Source organism: Bacillus sp. RIT 809, assembly GCF_016892495.1.
GTDB classification, from domain to species: domain Bacteria; phylum Bacillota; class Bacilli; order Bacillales; family Bacillaceae_G; genus Bacillus_A; species Bacillus_A cereus_U.
The window spans coordinates 306,014-322,268 of record NZ_JAFEMR010000001.1 but is presented as its reverse complement, the minus strand read 5'-3'; the positions used below and the strand labels follow the sequence as shown (position 1 = coordinate 322,268).

Genomic DNA, 16,255 nt, shown 5'->3' with positions numbered 1-16,255 from the left:
AACAATTATGAGTGGATTACATATATTAGCGTTTGGTGCTCATGCCGATGATGTGGAAATTGGCATGGCAGGTACCATTGCAAAGTATACGAAACAAGGATATGAAGTAGGCATTTGCGATTTAACAGAAGCTGATCTTTCTTCAAATGGAACGGTAGAACTAAGAAAAGAAGAAGCAAAGGCTGCAGCTCGTATTATGGGAGTAAAAACGAGAATTAATTTAGCGATGCCAGACCGTGGTTTGTATATGAAAGAAGAGTATATACGTGAAATTGTAAAGATTATTCGTACATATAAACCAACACTAATTTTCGCACCATATTACGAAGATCGTCATCCAGACCATGCTAATTGCGCGAAACTTGTGGAAGAAGCTATCTTTTCAGCGGGAATTCGTAAATATATGCCTGAACTTCCGCCGCACCGTGTAGAGTCTTTTTATAATTATATAATTAATGGTTTTCATAAACCGAATTTTTGTATAGATATTAGTGAATACCTTTCTAAAAAGGTGGAAGCGTTAGAAGCGTATGAAAGTCAGTTTTCAACAGGGAGTGATGGTGTTAAGACGCCATTAACCGAAGGATACGTTGAAACTGTAATCGCTCGGGAGAAGATGTTTGGGAAAGAAGTTGGAGTGCTGTATGCCGAAGGATTTATGAGTAAGAAGCCGGTTTTATTACATGCTGATTTAATAGGGGGATGTAAATGAAATTGAAAATAGGTATTACATGTTATCCTTCTGTAGGTGGTTCTGGGGTTGTTGGGACAGAGTTAGGAAAGCAATTGGCGGAACGCGGACATGAAATTCATTTTATTACATCGGGTGTACCATTTCGGTTGAATAAAGTGTACCCGAACATTTATTTTCACGAAGTAACAGTAAATCAATATTCTGTTTTTCAATATCCACCTTACGATTTAGCATTAGCGAGTAAAATGGCAGAGGTTGCTCAAAGAGAAAACCTTGATATTTTACATGTGCATTATGCAATCCCTCATGCTATTTGTGCATATTTAGCAAAACAAATGATTGGGGAGCGTATTAAAATTGTTACAACCTTACATGGAACGGATATTACTGTGTTAGGTTCCGACCCTTCGTTAAATAATTTAATTCGCTTTGGTATTGAACAATCTGATGTTGTTACAGCTGTGTCACATTCGTTAATTGAAGAAACGAATGAACTTGTAAAACCAGATAAAGAAATTGAGACGGTATACAATTTTGTAGACGAACGTGTTTATTTCAAGCGTGATATGTCTCAATTAAAAAAAGAATATGGTATACGAGAAAATGAAAAAGTGTTGATTCATATTTCAAATTTCCGAAAGGTTAAGCGTGTACAAGATGTTGTGCAGTCATTTGCCAAAATTGTAAAGGAAGTAGATGCGAAATTGCTTCTTGTTGGTGATGGACCAGAGTTCTGTACTATTTTACAATTGGTGAAAAGTTTACATATTGAGGAACGTGTCTTATTCCTAGGAAAGCAAGATAATGTTGCAGAGCTTCTTGCGATGAGTGATTTAATGCTACTTTTATCAGAAAAGGAAAGTTTTGGTCTCGTTATATTAGAAGCGATGGCGTGTGGTGTGCCTAGTATCGGAACGAGGGTTGGGGGCATTCCAGAGGTCATTCAACATGGTGAGACAGGATATATATGTGAAGTTGGAGATACAGATGGAATAGCTAAGCAAGCAATTCAACTACTAGAAAATGAAGAACTTCACCGTAATATGGGAGAGCGAGCGATGAAATCTGTATATGAGCAGTTTCGTTCGGAAAAAATCGTTTCACAGTATGAGGCGATTTATTATGACATACTAAGGGATGACAAGAATGGAAAGATTTAAAAAAGCTAGTTCAATTATTGAGATATTAAAACAGCACGGACATGAGGCTTACTTCGTTGGTGGAAGTGTACGCGATCTTATTATCGATAGACCGATTGGAGATATCGATATCGCAACATCTGCTTTACCAGAAGAAGTAATGGCTATTTTCCCAAGACATGTTCCGGTTGGTCTTGAGCATGGAACTGTAATTGTTGTAGAAAATGGTGAACCGTATGAGGTAACTACTTTTCGAACAGAAAGCGAATATGAAGATTTTCGGAGACCTAGTAGTGTTCAATTTGTCCGTTCATTAGAAGAGGATTTAAAACGACGTGATTTCACGATGAATGCAATTGCAATGACAGAGGAAGGCGAAATGGTTGATTTATTTGCTGGAAAAGAAGCGATTCGTCTGAAGGAAATTACAACGGTTGGAGATGCTGCAGACCGTTTTCAAGAAGATGCACTGCGAATGATGCGTGGTATTCGGTTCGTAAGTACGTTAGGTTTCTCTTTGGAAATAAAGACGAAACAAGCAATTGAAACGTATGGGCATTTGCTCGAACATATAGCGATTGAAAGAATTACAGTTGAATTTGAAAAATTGTTGACCGGTACATATTGTGTGAATGGTCTTCAAGAGTTAGTAGAAACGAAGCTATTTTCTCATCTGCCATATTTGCAAATGTCAGAAGAAAGACTCTTGAAAGCTACGCAGTATAAATGGGATTCTTTCGAAACAGACGTTGAGGCGTGGGCATTTTTCTTATATTGTATCGGAGAAGAGCATCCATCTGTCTTTTTACGTCAATGGAAGTTCTCGAATAAAAAGATTAAAGATATCGTAGCGGTTTTATTAGCAATTCGTTCTAGAAAGGAGAAGGAGTGGGATACAATCCTTCTTTATAAAACTGGAATTCGCATCGCTGAGATGGCGGAAAGAGTATATGAAGCGATAATAGAAAGTTATAATAGTGCGTCTGTTAAGCAAGTACAATCATTATTTCATGCATTGCCGATAAAAAATCGTCAAGAAATGAATGTGACTGGTAATGATTTATTAAGCTGGGCAGATAAAAAGCCAGGTCCGTGGGTTGCCGAAATGCTTCAAAATATTGAAGAAGCAATCGTACAAGGAGATTTAGTTAATAAGAAAGAGAATATAAGGGAGTGGCTACAAAGATGCAATCTACTATAAGAAAGCAGTTATTACAAGTTTTTTCTGAAGCAGATGGTGCATTTGTATCTGGTCAAACACTTAGTGACAAACTTGGCTGTTCGAGAACCGCTGTATGGAAGCATATGGAGGACCTTCGTAATGAAGGGTATGAACTAGAAGCTGTACGCCGCTTAGGGTATCGAATTGCTAGTAAACCAGATAAAGTAACTGCTAATGAGATTCAATTAGGATTACAAACAGAGCGTATCGGTAGAACGGTTTATTTTGAAGAATCGGTTGAATCTACTCAGCATATTGCAGCGAGACTTGCTTATGAAGGCGCAGAAGAGGGAACAATTGTCGTTGCTGAAGAACAAACAGCAGGTAGAGGACGTTTAAGTAGAAAATGGTATTCTCCAAAAGGAACAGGAATTTGGATGAGTATTATTTTGCGTCCATCTATTCCAGTTCATCATGCACCACAGCTTACTTTATTAGCAGCTGTTAGCGTAGCGCAAGCAATTGAAAAATGTACCGGTGTAAACGTAGGGATTAAATGGCCAAATGATATTTTAATTCAAGGTAAAAAAGCTGTCGGTATATTAACAGAGATGCAAGCTGATCCAGATAAAATTAATGCTGTTATTATGGGGATTGGCATTAATGCAAATCAGAAACAAGAACATTTTGATGAGGAAATTCAGCAAATTGCAACTTCATTAGCAATTGAATCGGATAAGCCGATTGTTCGTGCGGAACTTATGCAACAAATTTTCTTGCAACTAGAGAAATTGTATGAAGAGTATTTAAAAAATGGCTTCTCTGTTATTAAAATTCTTTGGGAAAGTTACGCAGTAAGTATCGGAAAAGAAATTACAGCTCGAACGATGAAGGAAACTATTAATGGGCTAGCAAAAGGGATTACGGAGGATGGTGTATTATTACTTGAGGATCATCAAGGACAAGTGCACCACATTCATTCTGCTGATATAGAAATTAAGTAAAAGAAGTTCCTATTTTGGAGCTTCTTTTTGTTATTTAGATACTAATAAATTTCACATACCGTAATAGGGATAGAAAATTATTTTTTCGAAAAAATGTAGCAATTCCTTTTCAGAGTTTGCTATAATTAGTTCGAATATGGGCAGTATCAAAGCGAACTGCACCATTATTTCACGCAGTATGAAAAAATAATAATTTGGATTCTGCCTTGATCCAATAACGGACTGGGACAGAGGGATGAATAATGCCGACTAACACACAACCCTTCTGCCCTTTTATGGCCAGAGGGGTTTTTTATATGATTTCGGCCATCTCCTCTCTCCTGCATAAAGGAGGAGTAGTTTTTGAAAACAAAAACAGATTTTTTGAAAATGAAAGAGCAAGGTGAGCCGATTACAATGCTAACGGCGTATGATTATCCATCTGCTAAATTAGCAGAAGAAGCTAAAGTCGATATGATTTTAGTGGGTGATTCTCTAGGAATGGTTGTACTTGGGTATGATTCAACAGTTCCAGTAACTGTAGAGGATATGATTCATCATACGAAAGCTGTACGCCGCGGAGCGAAAGAGACGTTTATTGTAACTGATATGCCATTTATGTCTTATCATGTCTCATTGCAAGATACGATGGTTAATGCACGTCGCATTGTTCAAGAGAGCGGGGCACATGCATTAAAGGTAGAAGGTGCTGGAGAAGTTATATCAACTATTCACTACTTAACGAATGCGGGAATTCCCGTTGTGGCGCATTTAGGTTTAACTCCTCAATCTGTAGGAGTGCTAGGTGGGTATAAAGTACAAGGGAAAGATGCTAAAAGTGCAAAAAAATTAATAGAAGATGCAAAGAAATGTGAGGAAGCTGGTGCGATAGCACTTGTATTAGAGTGTGTGCCAATGCAATTAGCAGAACTTATTTCAGAGCAGTTAACAATTCCTACAATCGGAATTGGAGCAGGACAAAAAGTAGATGGGCAAGTTCTTGTATATCATGATCTTATCTCGTACGGCGTAAATCGTGTTCCGAAATTTGTGAAGCAATATACGTCTGTTCAAGAGGAGATTGTGCGAGGGATTTCGCAATACGTTACTGAAGTAAAGACAGGGCAATTTCCTGAAGAAAAACATTCATTCACAATGAAAGAGGAAGAATGCTTAGCGTTATACGGAGGAAAACAATAATGAAAATCATAACTACAGTGCAAGAGATGCAGCAAATTACAAACGAACTTCGTACAAGTGGAAAAAGTATCGGTTTTGTTCCAACGATGGGGTATTTACACGAAGGGCATGCTACGTTACTACGTAAGGCAAGGGAAGAAAATGAAATTGTAGTGTTAAGTGTATTTGTAAATCCACTACAATTTGGACCAAATGAAGATTTAGATCGATACCCACGTGATATTGATAGAGATGAAAATGTAGCAAAAGAAAATGGTGTTGATTATTTATTTTATCCGAGTGTAGAAGAGATGTATCCAGCAGAACAAACGACAACAGTAGAAGTTGTGAAGCGTACCGATGTATTATGTGGTAAACAAAGACCTGGTCATTTCGCTGGTGTTGCGACTGTATTAATGAAACTATTTAATATTACATTGCCAACGCGTGCTTATTTCGGTATGAAAGATGCACAGCAAGTAGCTGTAATTGAAGGATTCGTAACTGATTTTAATATTCCCGTTACGATCGTACCAGTTGATATTGTAAGGGAAGAAGATGGATTAGCGAAAAGTTCTCGTAATGTGTATTTATCACTAGAAGAACGCGAAGAGGCTCCTCATTTATACCGCAGTCTATGTATAGCGAAAGAACGAATTGAGGCAGGCGAACGTAATCCAGAAATCATTATGAATCTTGTGAAAGAGCATATTGAGAAGTATACGAAAGGCACTGTAGATTATGCTGATTTATATGCATATCCTTCATTAAAAGCAATAGATAAAATTGAAGGAAGAATCATTTTAGCGATTGCAGTTAAGTTTGAACATGTACGATTAATTGACAATATAACATTAATGGGGAAATAAGGGGGAGCATCTATGTTTCGCACAATGATGAGAGCGAAGTTACATCGCGCAACTGTAACAGAAGCAAATTTAAATTATGTAGGTAGTATTACAATTGATGAAGATTTAATGGATGCGGTAAATATTGTAGAAAATGAAAAAGTACAAATTGTAAATAACAACAATGGAGCTCGCTTAGAGACATATGTTATTAAAGGAGAGCGCGGTAGCGGTGTTGTGTGTTTAAATGGTGCAGCTGCAAGACTTGTACAACCGGGTGATAAAGTTATTATTATTTGCTATGGTTTAGTGGCAGAAGAAAATATTCATAAACAAGAGCCGAAAATTGCAGTATTAGACGATGATAATCAAATTATTGAAATGTTAGGTGCTGAAAAAGCTGGCACGATATTATAAGTAGGAAGGCTATCTCTAATTAAGGAGATAGCTTTTTTGTGCATCTTTTCATTAAGATGAGGTAAAACGTGGTATAGTAACATTATATAATTTTTGTGTTTGATAGGTAAGAAATTGAGGTGTTACATATATGAGTAAGCGTTATGTCGTTGTTGATTTAGAGACGACAGGGAACTCCTGGAAGGATGGGAAAGATAAAATCACCCAAATTGCAGCTGTTGTAGTGGAAGATGGAGAGATATTAGAGATTTTTTCATCTTTTATTAATCCGAAGAGAGAGATTCCCCTATTTATTACAGAATTAACTGGGATTGATGCAGATCTTGTAAAGCAAGCCCCGTTATTTCGAGATGTAGCCCCGATGATTGTTGAGCTATTACAAGGTGCGGCTTTTGTTGCACATAACGTTCACTTTGATTGGAATTTTTTAAATGAAGAATTAAGGCAGGCTGGATATACAGAAGTGCATTGTCCTAAAATTGATACAGTTGAATTGGCGCAAATTCTTTTGCCGACAGCTGATAGTTATAAATTACGTGATTTAGCTAAGCAGCATGAGCTAGAGCACGATCAACCACATCGTGCGGATAGTGATGCTCTTGCAACAGCGGAGTTGTTTTTACAATTTTTAAGTGAAATTGAAAAGTTACCACTTGTCACATTACAATCGCTTTATGAATTAAGTGATGTTTTCCAAAGTGATATAGCTGATGTACTTTCTGAAAATATTTTAAAGAAAATGATGCATGGTAAAGAAAGGGCAGAGGAGTATGAAGTGTATCGAAATATTGCGATTCGAAAGCGGAATTATTCTTTAGGCCTCAGTGAAACATGCGCATCTAAATTTGATGCTTTCTTACATAAGGCAATGGATAAACTTGAATTGAATATGCCAAGGTTTGAAAAAAGAGAAAGCCAACAAATTATGATGAAGGAAATATATACAGCGCTAAGAGATTCTAGGTTTTCACTGATTGAAGCAGGAACAGGTACGGGGAAGACGCTTGCGTATTTACTTCCAAGTATTTATTTCGCAAAGAAAAAAGAAGAACCTGTCATTATAAGTACACAAACTGTACAATTGCAACAACAAATACTAGAAAAAGAAATTCCGTTATTACAGAAAATAATGCCATTTTCATTTGAAGTGGCTCTTCTGAAAGGAAGAAAGCATTATCTTTGTCTACATAAATTTGAATATGCTTTGCAAGAAGAAGAGAAAAATTATGATATGGCGCTCACAAAGGCAAAAATTTTAGTATGGTTATTGCAAACGGAAACCGGCGATCGTGATGAATTAAATATTCCTGAGGGCGGAAAGTTACTTTGGAACCGTATTTGTAGTGATGCATATAGTCCAGGCGGGATGCAAAGTAACTGGTTTAGTCGTTGTTTTTATCAGCGAGCGAAGAATAAAGCATTGTTTGCAGATATTGTTATTACAAATCATGCGTTATTATTTCAAGATTTTTCAAGTGAAGAACCACTGTTTGCTTCATGTGAACATATTATTTTTGATGAAGCTCATCATATCGAGGAAGCGGCGAGTAGAACATTCGGTGAACAGTTCTCATGTATGTATTTTCAATTAGCTTTATCTCGTCTTGGTACGCTAGAAACAGATGATGTGCTTTCCAAAGTATATAAAATGATGAAAAAATCAGAGCAAGCTTCTCGTTCGACTTTCCGTATGGTGAGTCATAGTTTGAAGGAACTTAAATTTGATGCAGATGAACTATTCCAAATGTTACGTGCTTTCATATTTAAACAAACAAAGCAGGAACAAGGGATGAGCAATATGCCGCTCATTTATCGATATAACACGGAAGTAGAGACAGGTAAGTTATGGGATAGCATTACCGAGTTAACAAATCGTTTTGTATATGATGTAAGAAAATTAGTGACTACACTTGAGAAGCAAGTTGATATATTGCAAAGTAAATTAGAATGGGAGATGCATGTTGTTACAGGTGAATTTATGCACTTAATTGAGTTGTTGAGAAAGATGGTACAATCTTTACAATTACTCATTTTAGAAAAAAATTCATACGTGACATGGATGGAGACTGAAACGAAGGGAACGATTCATTCAACAGTTTTATATGCGCAGCCTGTTCATATTAGTGAAAGATTTGCTGATGAATTTTTAACAGAAAAAAAGAGTGTTATTTTCACATCAGCAACGTTAACAGTTAGTGATTCATTCGACTATATAAAAGAGGAGCTAGGTTTGCATGATTTTGCGCCCAATACATTAAAGGTTCCATCACCATTTCGTTTTGAAGAACAAATGAAATTAATGGTTTCAACTGATGTGCCTTTTATTAAGCAAGCAAGTAATGAGGAATATATTGAATCTGTATCGGCACATATTGCGAAAATAGCGAAAGCTACAAAAGGTAGAATGCTTGTTTTATTTACTTCGTATGAAATGTTGAAAGAAGCGTATACGAATTTGAAAAGTGATGATTCATTAGAAGGATATTTATTATTAACACAAAGTGTGAATAATAAGAGCCGAAGTCGCCTCATTCGTAAATTTCAAGAGTTCGACAAATCGATTTTGTTAGGAACAAGTAGTTTTTGGGAAGGGATAGATATACCTGGAGATGCTCTGAGTTGCCTTGTCATTGTCCGTCTGCCCTTTACGCCTCCTAATCAGCCGATGATGGAAGCAAAAGGAGAGTGGCTAAAAAATCAAGGAGAAGACGTATTCGTTAAGTTAGCGCTCCCACAAGCGATATTACGTTTCAAACAAGGATTCGGTCGTCTTATTAGAACAAATACAGATACGGGAACGGTATTTGTTCTAGATCGCCGTTTGACAAGTTCTTCCTATGGAAAACGTTTTTTACAATCAATCCCAACTGTCCCGCTCTATGAAGGACCTTTAGAAGAATTGTTAGAGCAATTAAAGGAACGACCAAATAAATAAAATTGGAAGAAAAATACGCCTGAAGTACACTTAAACTTCAGGCGTAAAAAATGTGGGTAGGAGGAATTTTATTTTTCTTACTTCTTGTATACAAAATATATTGCTTTTCGATTTGAAACCTTTTTTTGCTGTACATGTCCTGCTATAATAGATGGGTGATGAAGCAGGGGTTGTAAAGAATGTACTCTTATTGTAACCGTATTGCGTTCTTCTATAATTAGAAATTTTTGTGTAACGGAGGAGTTTTTTCATGGATAAGAAAATCGAAGTCCTATCAACGACGCGTATTAAATATTCGTCTGACTTGTATAAAATTGTTGATAGCTTGAATCGTACGTTAAAAGAGCAGGACCTCATGTTCGGATTAGCATTAGACGAAAAAGATAAAGAAATAGCTGTATTTACGATTTACAGAACGTAGTGATACAATGAAAAAGTGGATCTTTGCAATCATTATCGTTATCGTTGCTAGCGGAATATATGGGGCGTATGTTTATAATAAAGCAATGGAAAAGAAAATTCCAAAAGAGTCAAAGTCTGTAGAAATTGCAAAAGAAAAGGCAAAGCTTACAAAGGTAAATGCTGTTGATTATTATAACGGAAAATCTTCATATACAGTCGTGCAAGGTGTAGATGAAAAAGGAGAACAAATTATTGTTTGGGTGCCTGATAAAAAAGGAAATGTCCTTGTGAAGAAAAAGAGTGAAGGTATTTCTGAAAAAGAAGCTTTGCAAAAATTGGCTGAACAGGCGACTGGAGAAGGTGCTGAACCTAAGCCGAAGCCAAAACAAATTGTAAAAGTAAAATTAGGTGCTGAAAACGATATTCCGTTGTGGGAAATTACATATATTGATCAGGAAGATCGTTATACGTATTATTATCTAGAAGTTCAAAATGGTGCATATGCTGGACACTACAGCATTGAAAAATAGATGTAGGGGGAACTACAAATGAAATTAGCAAAGCGAGTAGCTGCTTTAACACCGTCTTCAACTTTAGAAATTACAGCAAAGGCACAAGCATTAAAAGCAGAAGGTCATGATGTAATTGGATTAGGAGCAGGAGAACCTGACTTTAATACACCAGAACATATTATGGATGCCGCGCATAAAGCGATGTTAGAAGGACATACGAAGTATACACCAACAGGTGGATTACAAGCGTTAAAACAAGAAATTGTGAAGAAATTTACTCGCGATCAAGGAATTGCGTATGATCCATCTGAAATTATTGTATGTAATGGTGCCAAGCATGCATTATATACATTATTCCAAGTGTTACTTGATGAAGGAGATGAAGTTATCATCCCAACTCCTTACTGGGTAAGTTATCCTGAACAAGTAAAACTCGCTGGTGGTAACCCAGTTTATGTAGAAGGTCTAGAAGGTAATGAGTACAAAATTACAGCAAAGCAGCTGCGTGGGGCAATTACAGAGAAAACGAAAGCAGTTATTATTAATTCACCGAGCAATCCAACAGGAATGATTTACAGCAAAGAAGAATTACAACAGCTTGGAGAAGTGTGTTTAGAACATAATATCTTAATCGTTTCAGATGAAATTTATGAAAAATTAATTTATGGTGCTGCAGAATATACTTCAATTGCCCAGCTTTCTAATGCATTAAAAGAACAAACACTTATTATTAATGGTGTATCTAAATCACATTCTATGACAGGATGGCGCATTGGATATGCAGCAGGAAATAAGCAGCTTATTAAAGCGATGACGAACTTAGCGAGTCATAGTACGTCAAACCCTACTTCAATTGCTCAATACGGTGCAATTGCTGCGTATGCAGGCTCACAAGAACCTGTAGAAACAATGCGTCAAGCGTTTGAAGAAAGATTGAACATTATTTATGATAAATTAATTCAAATCCCTGGTTTCACTTGTATCAAACCACAAGGTGCTTTTTACTTATTCCCAAATGTAAAAGAAGCCGTAGCTTTAGCTGGGTATGATACAGTTGATGAGTGGGCAAAAGCATTATTAGAAGAGGAAAAAGTAGCTCTTGTTCCTGGTACAGGATTTGGTGCACCAAATAACGTTCGATTATCGTATGCGACATCTCTTGAGCAAGTAGAGAAAGCATTAGAACGAATTCATACGTTCATGAAAAGCAAAGTACAGGCGTAATCTTCTGTCTTTTGTAGTAAATGGCAAGTAACCTCCCTATATATAGGGAGGTTTTTTGACGAATTGTGGCAAAAAGAAATGGCTGAAGGTGTGTTATACTAGAGAACGAGGTGTTTGGTGATGAAAAAGAAAATGATGTTACAATGGTTTGAACAGGGAAGCATAGCAATTCCTAAATTGCTTATGATGCATTATAAAAAGCTAGGCTTAAATGAAACGGAATTTATGGTGGTACTTCATGTACACACATTTTTAGAATCAGGTAATTCGTTCCCGACTCCTTCAGAGATTTCAGAGCGGATGACGATAACAGAAATGAAATGTATGGAAGTGATTCAGACATTAATCCAAAAAGGTTTTTTAGCGCTAGAAGGTGGACAAAGATCAGAAGCGATGATGTGTGAAAGTTATTCTTTACAACCACTTTGGGAAAAAATATTGCATTTTTTAATGGATGAATCAATAGAGGAAGAACAGCAAGAAAAAAAGAAACTTCAAGTAAATTTATATACAGTATTTGAAAAAGAATTTGGGAGACCGCTCTCACCGTTTGAATGTGAAACATTAGGAATGTGGGAAGATCAAGATCAACATCATCCGAATTTAATTCAAGCTGCTCTCAGAGAAGCTGTTATGAGTGGTAAACTTAATTTCCGGTATATTGATCGTATTTTATTTGAGTGGAAAAAGAACGGAATTAAAACGATAGAGCAAGCGCAAAATCAAGGCCAAAAATTTAGAGCGAATCAGCAACGTACACAACAAACAACAAAACAAGAAACAAAATTTACTGGGAAAGTGCCTTTTTACAATTGGTTGGAGCAGTAATGTAGGAGGAAAGATATGTTGAATAAAACGCAAATTCGCTATTGTTTAGATACAATGGCGGATATGTATCCAGAAGCGCATTGTGAATTAATTCATGATAATCCATTTGAACTTGTAATCGCAGTGGCATTATCTGCGCAATGTACAGATGCACTTGTGAATAAAGTGACGAAAAACTTATTCCAAAAATATAAAACACCAGAAGATTATTTAAGTGTGTCTTTAGAAGAATTACAACAAGATATACGTTCCATTGGATTGTTTAGAAATAAGGCGAAAAACATTCAAAAATTGTGCCAGATGTTGCTAGATGAGTATAACGGGAAAGTTCCAGAAGACCGTGACGAGCTGACGAAGTTACCAGGAGTAGGGAGAAAGACAGCGAATGTAGTTGTTTCGGTAGCGTTTGGGATTCCAGCGATTGCTGTTGATACGCATGTAGAGAGAGTGAGTAAACGGTTAGCAATTTGTAGATGGAAAGATTCTGTGTTAGAAGTGGAAAAGACATTGATGAAGAAAATTCCAATGGATGAGTGGGGAGTTACACACCACCGTATGATTTTCTTCGGACGTTATTATTGTAAGGCGCAGCGACCACAATGTGAAGAGTGCCGATTACTAGAAATATGTCGCGAAGGAAAGAAACGAATGAAGGGGAAATAAAGGATGGAGCGAGTTATAGAAATACCGAAAGAGTTTCGGTGCGTACCATTTTTTAAAGAGAGTGCAAATTCGATTACGTATCGCACAGACCAATCTTTTGAAGAAATAATACAAAATACTTACTTTATATTTGATATTGAAAGACAATATGAGCCATGGAATGAAATTGAAACAAGTATTCCAGCGGTGTTAAATATATGGAAAAGCAAGCATGAAGAAATTGCTACACTATTTCGGAACAGAAAAAAACAAGAAGCTGAAGGTCCGATGATTCTTTTTGCAGCTCACGTTCTATCGGTTATATATTGGTTAAATGAGCAGCCTGTTTATAGTTTGAATGGGATGCAAGTAAATACAAATAAATTGGAAGTACAACCTGTTAATTTTATGGAGCGATATTCATTTATTATAAAGAAACCGAGTAATTACCATTCATATATTCAATTAGCGCAGTTGTATATCGAAATAGAAAAGCTATATGTAAAGAAAATGATAACAAAAAAGAAGTCGGTTTCTCGTTAAGAGAAACCGACTTCTTTTTTTGTTTATTAAGACTCTGTTGTAACAACATTTCCGTCTGCGTGAGGTGTATCTCCTCCGGTATTCTGTTGTTGCTGTTCTTCTTCAGCTTTTTTTCTAGCTTCTTCTTCAGCTTTTCTCTTAGCTTCTTCTTGTTTTAGCTTATCTTCATTGGCCTTTTTCTGGGCTTCTTCGTCAGCCTTCTTCTTAGCTTCTTCGTCAGCAGCTTTCTTTTGAGCTTCTTCTTGCTGTTTACGTTGTTGTTCTTGTTGCTGCTGTTGTTCTTGTTGTTGTTGTTGCTGTTCTTGTTGTTTGCGCTGATCTTCGTCAGCTTTTTTCTTAGCTTCTTCTTGTTTTAGTTTATCTTCATTGACCTTTTTCTGGGCTTCTTCGTCAGCCTTCTTCTTAGCCTCTTCGTCAGGTTTTTTCGCATTTGGAGTTCCGCCAGGCGCAGTGAAGGATGCACCAACTGCAGGACTTGTTCCAGTACCCTTTTTCGCTACTACAGAGAAGCTGTAAGTAACACCTGGTTTAATACCACCAAGAGTAGCTGTCGTACCGCTTACTGATAAGCTACCACTAGAACCGTCAGTAGCTTTATAGCTTGCTGCGTATGCATCAACATTTGATGATGGTCCAGACCAGTTCAGTGTAACTGTGCTAGCGCCATCGAAAGCGACATTAAGGCCGCTTGGCGAATCTACTTTAATTTCTTTAACTGCATCTTTTTTCGCGCCTTTAATGTACAGTTCTCCATTTAATTCTTGTACAGAAGAAGGGCGCTCGAAACGAGATTTATCCGTAGCAAATTTGCTCATCATTGTTTGGAACATTTGCTGAGCAATTCTAGTAGAACGATCTCCAATGTAATTTTCTGGGCTATCTTTTTCATAACCAGTCCATACAGCCATTGTATATTGTGGTGTATATCCTGCGAACCAACTATCTCTGTTGGCATCTGCTGGAATACCGTATTTTTTAATAACAGATTCATCAAAGTTTTGTGTTCCTGTTTTACCTGCTACGTCTACTCCTGGAACATACGCTGTCGGACCTGTACCGCCAGAGCCAGGTTTTACTACGTCGCGAAGAACATCAGTAATCATGTAGGCCGTATAGTCATGCATCGCACGTTGTTCTTTCGGCTTAAAGTTTTTCTTTTTCCCATCTGGGAAGATAACTTCTTTTACGAAGTGAGGTTTATTATAAACACCGTCATTTCCGAATGCTGCATATGCACCAGCTACTTCTAATGGAGAGCTGTCATTACTACCAATTGCAGTAGATTCATATACCTTGCCCTCTTTAAATGTCATTCCTAAGCCTTGAGCAAATTCTTGTGACTTATTGAGGCCAACTGCTTGAGCTGTCTTTAAAGCAGGAATATTTAATGATTTTTTCAATGCTTCACGAAGTGAAACGTCACCTTTATAACTATTTGTTGCATTTCGTATTTTTTTACCGTTGGAATACGTATACTCTGAGTCGTTTAATTGATGATACGTAGACCATTGTAGGTTCTCAATTGCTGGACCATAGTCGAAAATCGGCTTCATTGTTGAACCTACTTGGCGTTTTAAATCGATTGCCATATTATGACCTTTGAAAGTAGACTTACTTTCTTTACGACCAGCGCCAATTGCTCGAACTTCTCCAGACTGAGTATCCATAAATACGAATGATCCTTGGAATTGATCGTTTGGATACTTGATGAGATTCCCATCCATTATTTTATCAGCATAGTCTTGAGCATCCAGATCAAGAGTCGTTTGGATCGTTAAACCGTCCGAACCGATATTTATATCAGGAATTTCTTTTTCAACTTCTTTTACAACTGCATCTAAAAATGCTTGGTATTTCATTTCAGTTACTTCTGAAGATGGAAGAAGTCCTTGTGTTACAGGGATTTTTACTGCTTCATCCATTTGTTGTTTTGTAATAAAATCATGGCGCTCCATAAATCCTAGTACAAGATTGCGACGCTTTGTTGCCCGCTCGACATTTTCTGGTTTAGTTGGATCATAAATGTTAGGACCTTGGGGTAAAGCAGCGAGCATTGCAGCTTCATGTAATTGTATGTCTTTTAAATCTTTGCCGTAATATTTTGTTGCTGCTGTTGCAATACCGTAAGAGCGATTACCTAGATTAATTTTATTTAAGTACATTTCTAAAATTTCATGTTTAGAGTACTGTTGCTCTAATTTATAAGATAAGTACCACTCTTGCACTTTTCTCTTTGCGGTTTTGTCCATTGTTAGAAAATAGTTTTTAACTACTTGCTGTGTAATCGTACTACCACCTTGTGATCCGAAACCACCAGTGACATTTTCCATAACTGCTTTTCCAGTACGTATAAAATCAATTCCATTATGATCGTAGAAGCGAGCATCCTCAGTCGCAAGGAATGCACTTTCCACTACTTTTGGAATTTGATCGTATGTAACATGGGTTCGTTTTTCAGCACCATATTCATAGAAGAAATTTCCGTTTTTATCAAGAAACTTTGTTGATAAAGGATTGACAAGTTTTGATTTGTCTAATTTTGGAGCGTCCTTTACCATAACAAAGAAAGCTGAAACGCCAGCTACGAGACCGACGATACCAAGAAGTAGACAACCTATAAGAAATCTTTTGAAAAAGGAACCTTTTTTCTTTGGTTTTTCTTCTTTATTTGTTTCCTTCGTTTGATTTTTTACATGATTTCGTTCTGTACGAGAACGATAATTATCTGACATTATACTTTCTCCTAC

General features: G+C 36.8%; 15 protein-coding genes. 14 read left to right on the top strand and 1 reads right to left on the bottom strand.

Annotated elements, in window-relative coordinates:
* Positions 1 to 7: 7 nt before the first annotated feature.
* From bshB1 to JTF23_RS01515, 14 genes are all read left to right on the top strand, one after another.
* Positions 8 to 712, top strand: a complete 705-nt coding sequence (gene bshB1, locus JTF23_RS01580; RefSeq protein ID WP_002202604.1) for a bacillithiol biosynthesis deacetylase BshB1 — start codon at positions 8 to 10, stop codon at positions 710 to 712.
* Positions 709 to 1,854, top strand: coding sequence for an N-acetyl-alpha-D-glucosaminyl L-malate synthase BshA (bshA, locus tag JTF23_RS01575; RefSeq protein ID WP_002086596.1), 1,146 nt, complete (start codon positions 709 to 711; stop codon positions 1,852 to 1,854). The genes bshB1 and bshA overlap by 4 nt, the downstream gene beginning before the upstream one ends.
* Positions 1,841 to 3,034 (top strand): CCA tRNA nucleotidyltransferase, encoded by a 1,194-nt coding sequence (locus JTF23_RS01570; RefSeq protein ID WP_002202602.1) that lies wholly within the window; start codon positions 1,841 to 1,843, stop codon positions 3,032 to 3,034. Before bshA ends, JTF23_RS01570 begins: the two co-directional genes overlap by 14 nt.
* Positions 3,019 to 3,999, top strand: coding sequence for a biotin--[acetyl-CoA-carboxylase] ligase (locus tag JTF23_RS01565; RefSeq protein ID WP_002201125.1), 981 nt, complete (start codon positions 3,019 to 3,021; stop codon positions 3,997 to 3,999). Before JTF23_RS01570 ends, JTF23_RS01565 begins: the two co-directional genes overlap by 16 nt.
* Before the next feature lie 342 nt (positions 4,000 to 4,341).
* Positions 4,342 to 5,178: a 3-methyl-2-oxobutanoate hydroxymethyltransferase gene (panB, locus tag JTF23_RS01560; protein ID WP_193645906.1), complete on the top strand. Its 837-nt coding sequence runs from the start codon at positions 4,342 to 4,344 to the stop codon at positions 5,176 to 5,178.
* A complete protein-coding gene (panC, locus tag JTF23_RS01555; protein WP_002158568.1) occupies positions 5,178 to 6,026 on the top strand; it encodes a pantoate--beta-alanine ligase in 849 nt (282 codons plus the stop codon). The genes panB and panC overlap by 1 nt, the downstream gene beginning before the upstream one ends.
* A gap of 12 nt (positions 6,027 to 6,038) precedes the next feature.
* Positions 6,039 to 6,422 (top strand): aspartate 1-decarboxylase, encoded by a 384-nt coding sequence (gene panD / locus JTF23_RS01550; RefSeq protein WP_000490176.1) that lies wholly within the window; start codon positions 6,039 to 6,041, stop codon positions 6,420 to 6,422.
* A 130-nt stretch (positions 6,423 to 6,552) separates the two neighbouring features.
* Positions 6,553 to 9,357, top strand: coding sequence for an ATP-dependent DNA helicase DinG (gene dinG / locus JTF23_RS01545; protein WP_204207955.1), 2,805 nt, complete (start codon positions 6,553 to 6,555; stop codon positions 9,355 to 9,357).
* Positions 9,358 to 9,607: 250 nt separating this feature from the next.
* Positions 9,608 to 9,778, top strand: coding sequence for a YpmA family protein (locus JTF23_RS01540; RefSeq protein WP_000358351.1), 171 nt, complete (start codon positions 9,608 to 9,610; stop codon positions 9,776 to 9,778).
* Positions 9,779 to 9,785: 7 nt separating this feature from the next.
* Positions 9,786 to 10,289, top strand: a complete 504-nt coding sequence (locus JTF23_RS01535; RefSeq protein ID WP_204207954.1) for a cell wall elongation regulator TseB-like domain-containing protein — start codon at positions 9,786 to 9,788, stop codon at positions 10,287 to 10,289.
* 18 nt (positions 10,290 to 10,307) lie between these two features.
* Complete coding sequence (gene aspB, locus JTF23_RS01530; RefSeq protein WP_204207953.1) at positions 10,308 to 11,495, top strand: pyridoxal phosphate-dependent aminotransferase; 1,188 nt, start codon at positions 10,308 to 10,310, stop codon at positions 11,493 to 11,495.
* Between the two features lie 120 nt (positions 11,496 to 11,615).
* A complete protein-coding gene (gene dnaD, locus JTF23_RS01525; protein ID WP_078181042.1) occupies positions 11,616 to 12,323 on the top strand; it encodes a DNA replication protein DnaD in 708 nt (235 codons plus the stop codon).
* 15 nt (positions 12,324 to 12,338) lie between these two features.
* Complete coding sequence (gene nth / locus JTF23_RS01520) at positions 12,339 to 12,986, top strand: endonuclease III (protein ID WP_204207952.1); 648 nt, start codon at positions 12,339 to 12,341, stop codon at positions 12,984 to 12,986.
* 3 nt (positions 12,987 to 12,989) lie between these two features.
* Complete coding sequence (locus tag JTF23_RS01515) at positions 12,990 to 13,508, top strand: YpoC family protein (RefSeq protein ID WP_204207951.1); 519 nt, start codon at positions 12,990 to 12,992, stop codon at positions 13,506 to 13,508.
* Between the two features lie 26 nt (positions 13,509 to 13,534).
* Here JTF23_RS01515 and JTF23_RS01510 read toward each other — a convergent pair whose 3' ends face one another.
* Entirely contained in the window at positions 13,535 to 16,240 is a 2,706-nt protein-coding gene (locus JTF23_RS01510; RefSeq protein WP_204207950.1) for a penicillin-binding protein 1A, read from the bottom strand.
* Positions 16,241 to 16,255 lie beyond the last annotated feature (15 nt).

What these genes read in the sequence shown, in the direction of transcription:
- JTF23_RS01535 (WP_204207954.1), top strand. Translation starts at nt 9,786, where the DNA reads ATGAAAAAGTGGATCTTTGCAATCATTATCGTTATCGTTGCTAGCGGA.
- JTF23_RS01515 (WP_204207951.1), top strand. Translation starts at nt 12,990, where the DNA reads ATGGAGCGAGTTATAGAAATACCGAAAGAGTTTCGGTGCGTACCATTT.
- JTF23_RS01540 (WP_000358351.1), top strand. Translation starts at nt 9,608, where the DNA reads ATGGATAAGAAAATCGAAGTCCTATCAACGACGCGTATTAAATATTCG.
- dnaD (WP_078181042.1), top strand. Translation starts at nt 11,616, where the DNA reads ATGAAAAAGAAAATGATGTTACAATGGTTTGAACAGGGAAGCATAGCA.
- bshA (WP_002086596.1), top strand. Translation starts at nt 709, where the DNA reads ATGAAATTGAAAATAGGTATTACATGTTATCCTTCTGTAGGTGGTTCT.
- panC (WP_002158568.1), top strand. Translation starts at nt 5,178, where the DNA reads ATGAAAATCATAACTACAGTGCAAGAGATGCAGCAAATTACAAACGAA.
- JTF23_RS01510 (WP_204207950.1), bottom strand. Translation starts at nt 16,240, where the DNA reads ATGTCAGATAATTATCGTTCTCGTACAGAACGAAATCATGTAAAAAAT.
- nth (WP_204207952.1), top strand. Translation starts at nt 12,339, where the DNA reads ATGTTGAATAAAACGCAAATTCGCTATTGTTTAGATACAATGGCGGAT.
- bshB1 (WP_002202604.1), top strand. Translation starts at nt 8, where the DNA reads ATGAGTGGATTACATATATTAGCGTTTGGTGCTCATGCCGATGATGTG.
- panD (WP_000490176.1), top strand. Translation starts at nt 6,039, where the DNA reads ATGTTTCGCACAATGATGAGAGCGAAGTTACATCGCGCAACTGTAACA.
- aspB (WP_204207953.1), top strand. Translation starts at nt 10,308, where the DNA reads ATGAAATTAGCAAAGCGAGTAGCTGCTTTAACACCGTCTTCAACTTTA.
- JTF23_RS01570 (WP_002202602.1), top strand. Translation starts at nt 1,841, where the DNA reads ATGGAAAGATTTAAAAAAGCTAGTTCAATTATTGAGATATTAAAACAG.
- JTF23_RS01565 (WP_002201125.1), top strand. Translation starts at nt 3,019, where the DNA reads ATGCAATCTACTATAAGAAAGCAGTTATTACAAGTTTTTTCTGAAGCA.
- dinG (WP_204207955.1), top strand. Translation starts at nt 6,553, where the DNA reads ATGAGTAAGCGTTATGTCGTTGTTGATTTAGAGACGACAGGGAACTCC.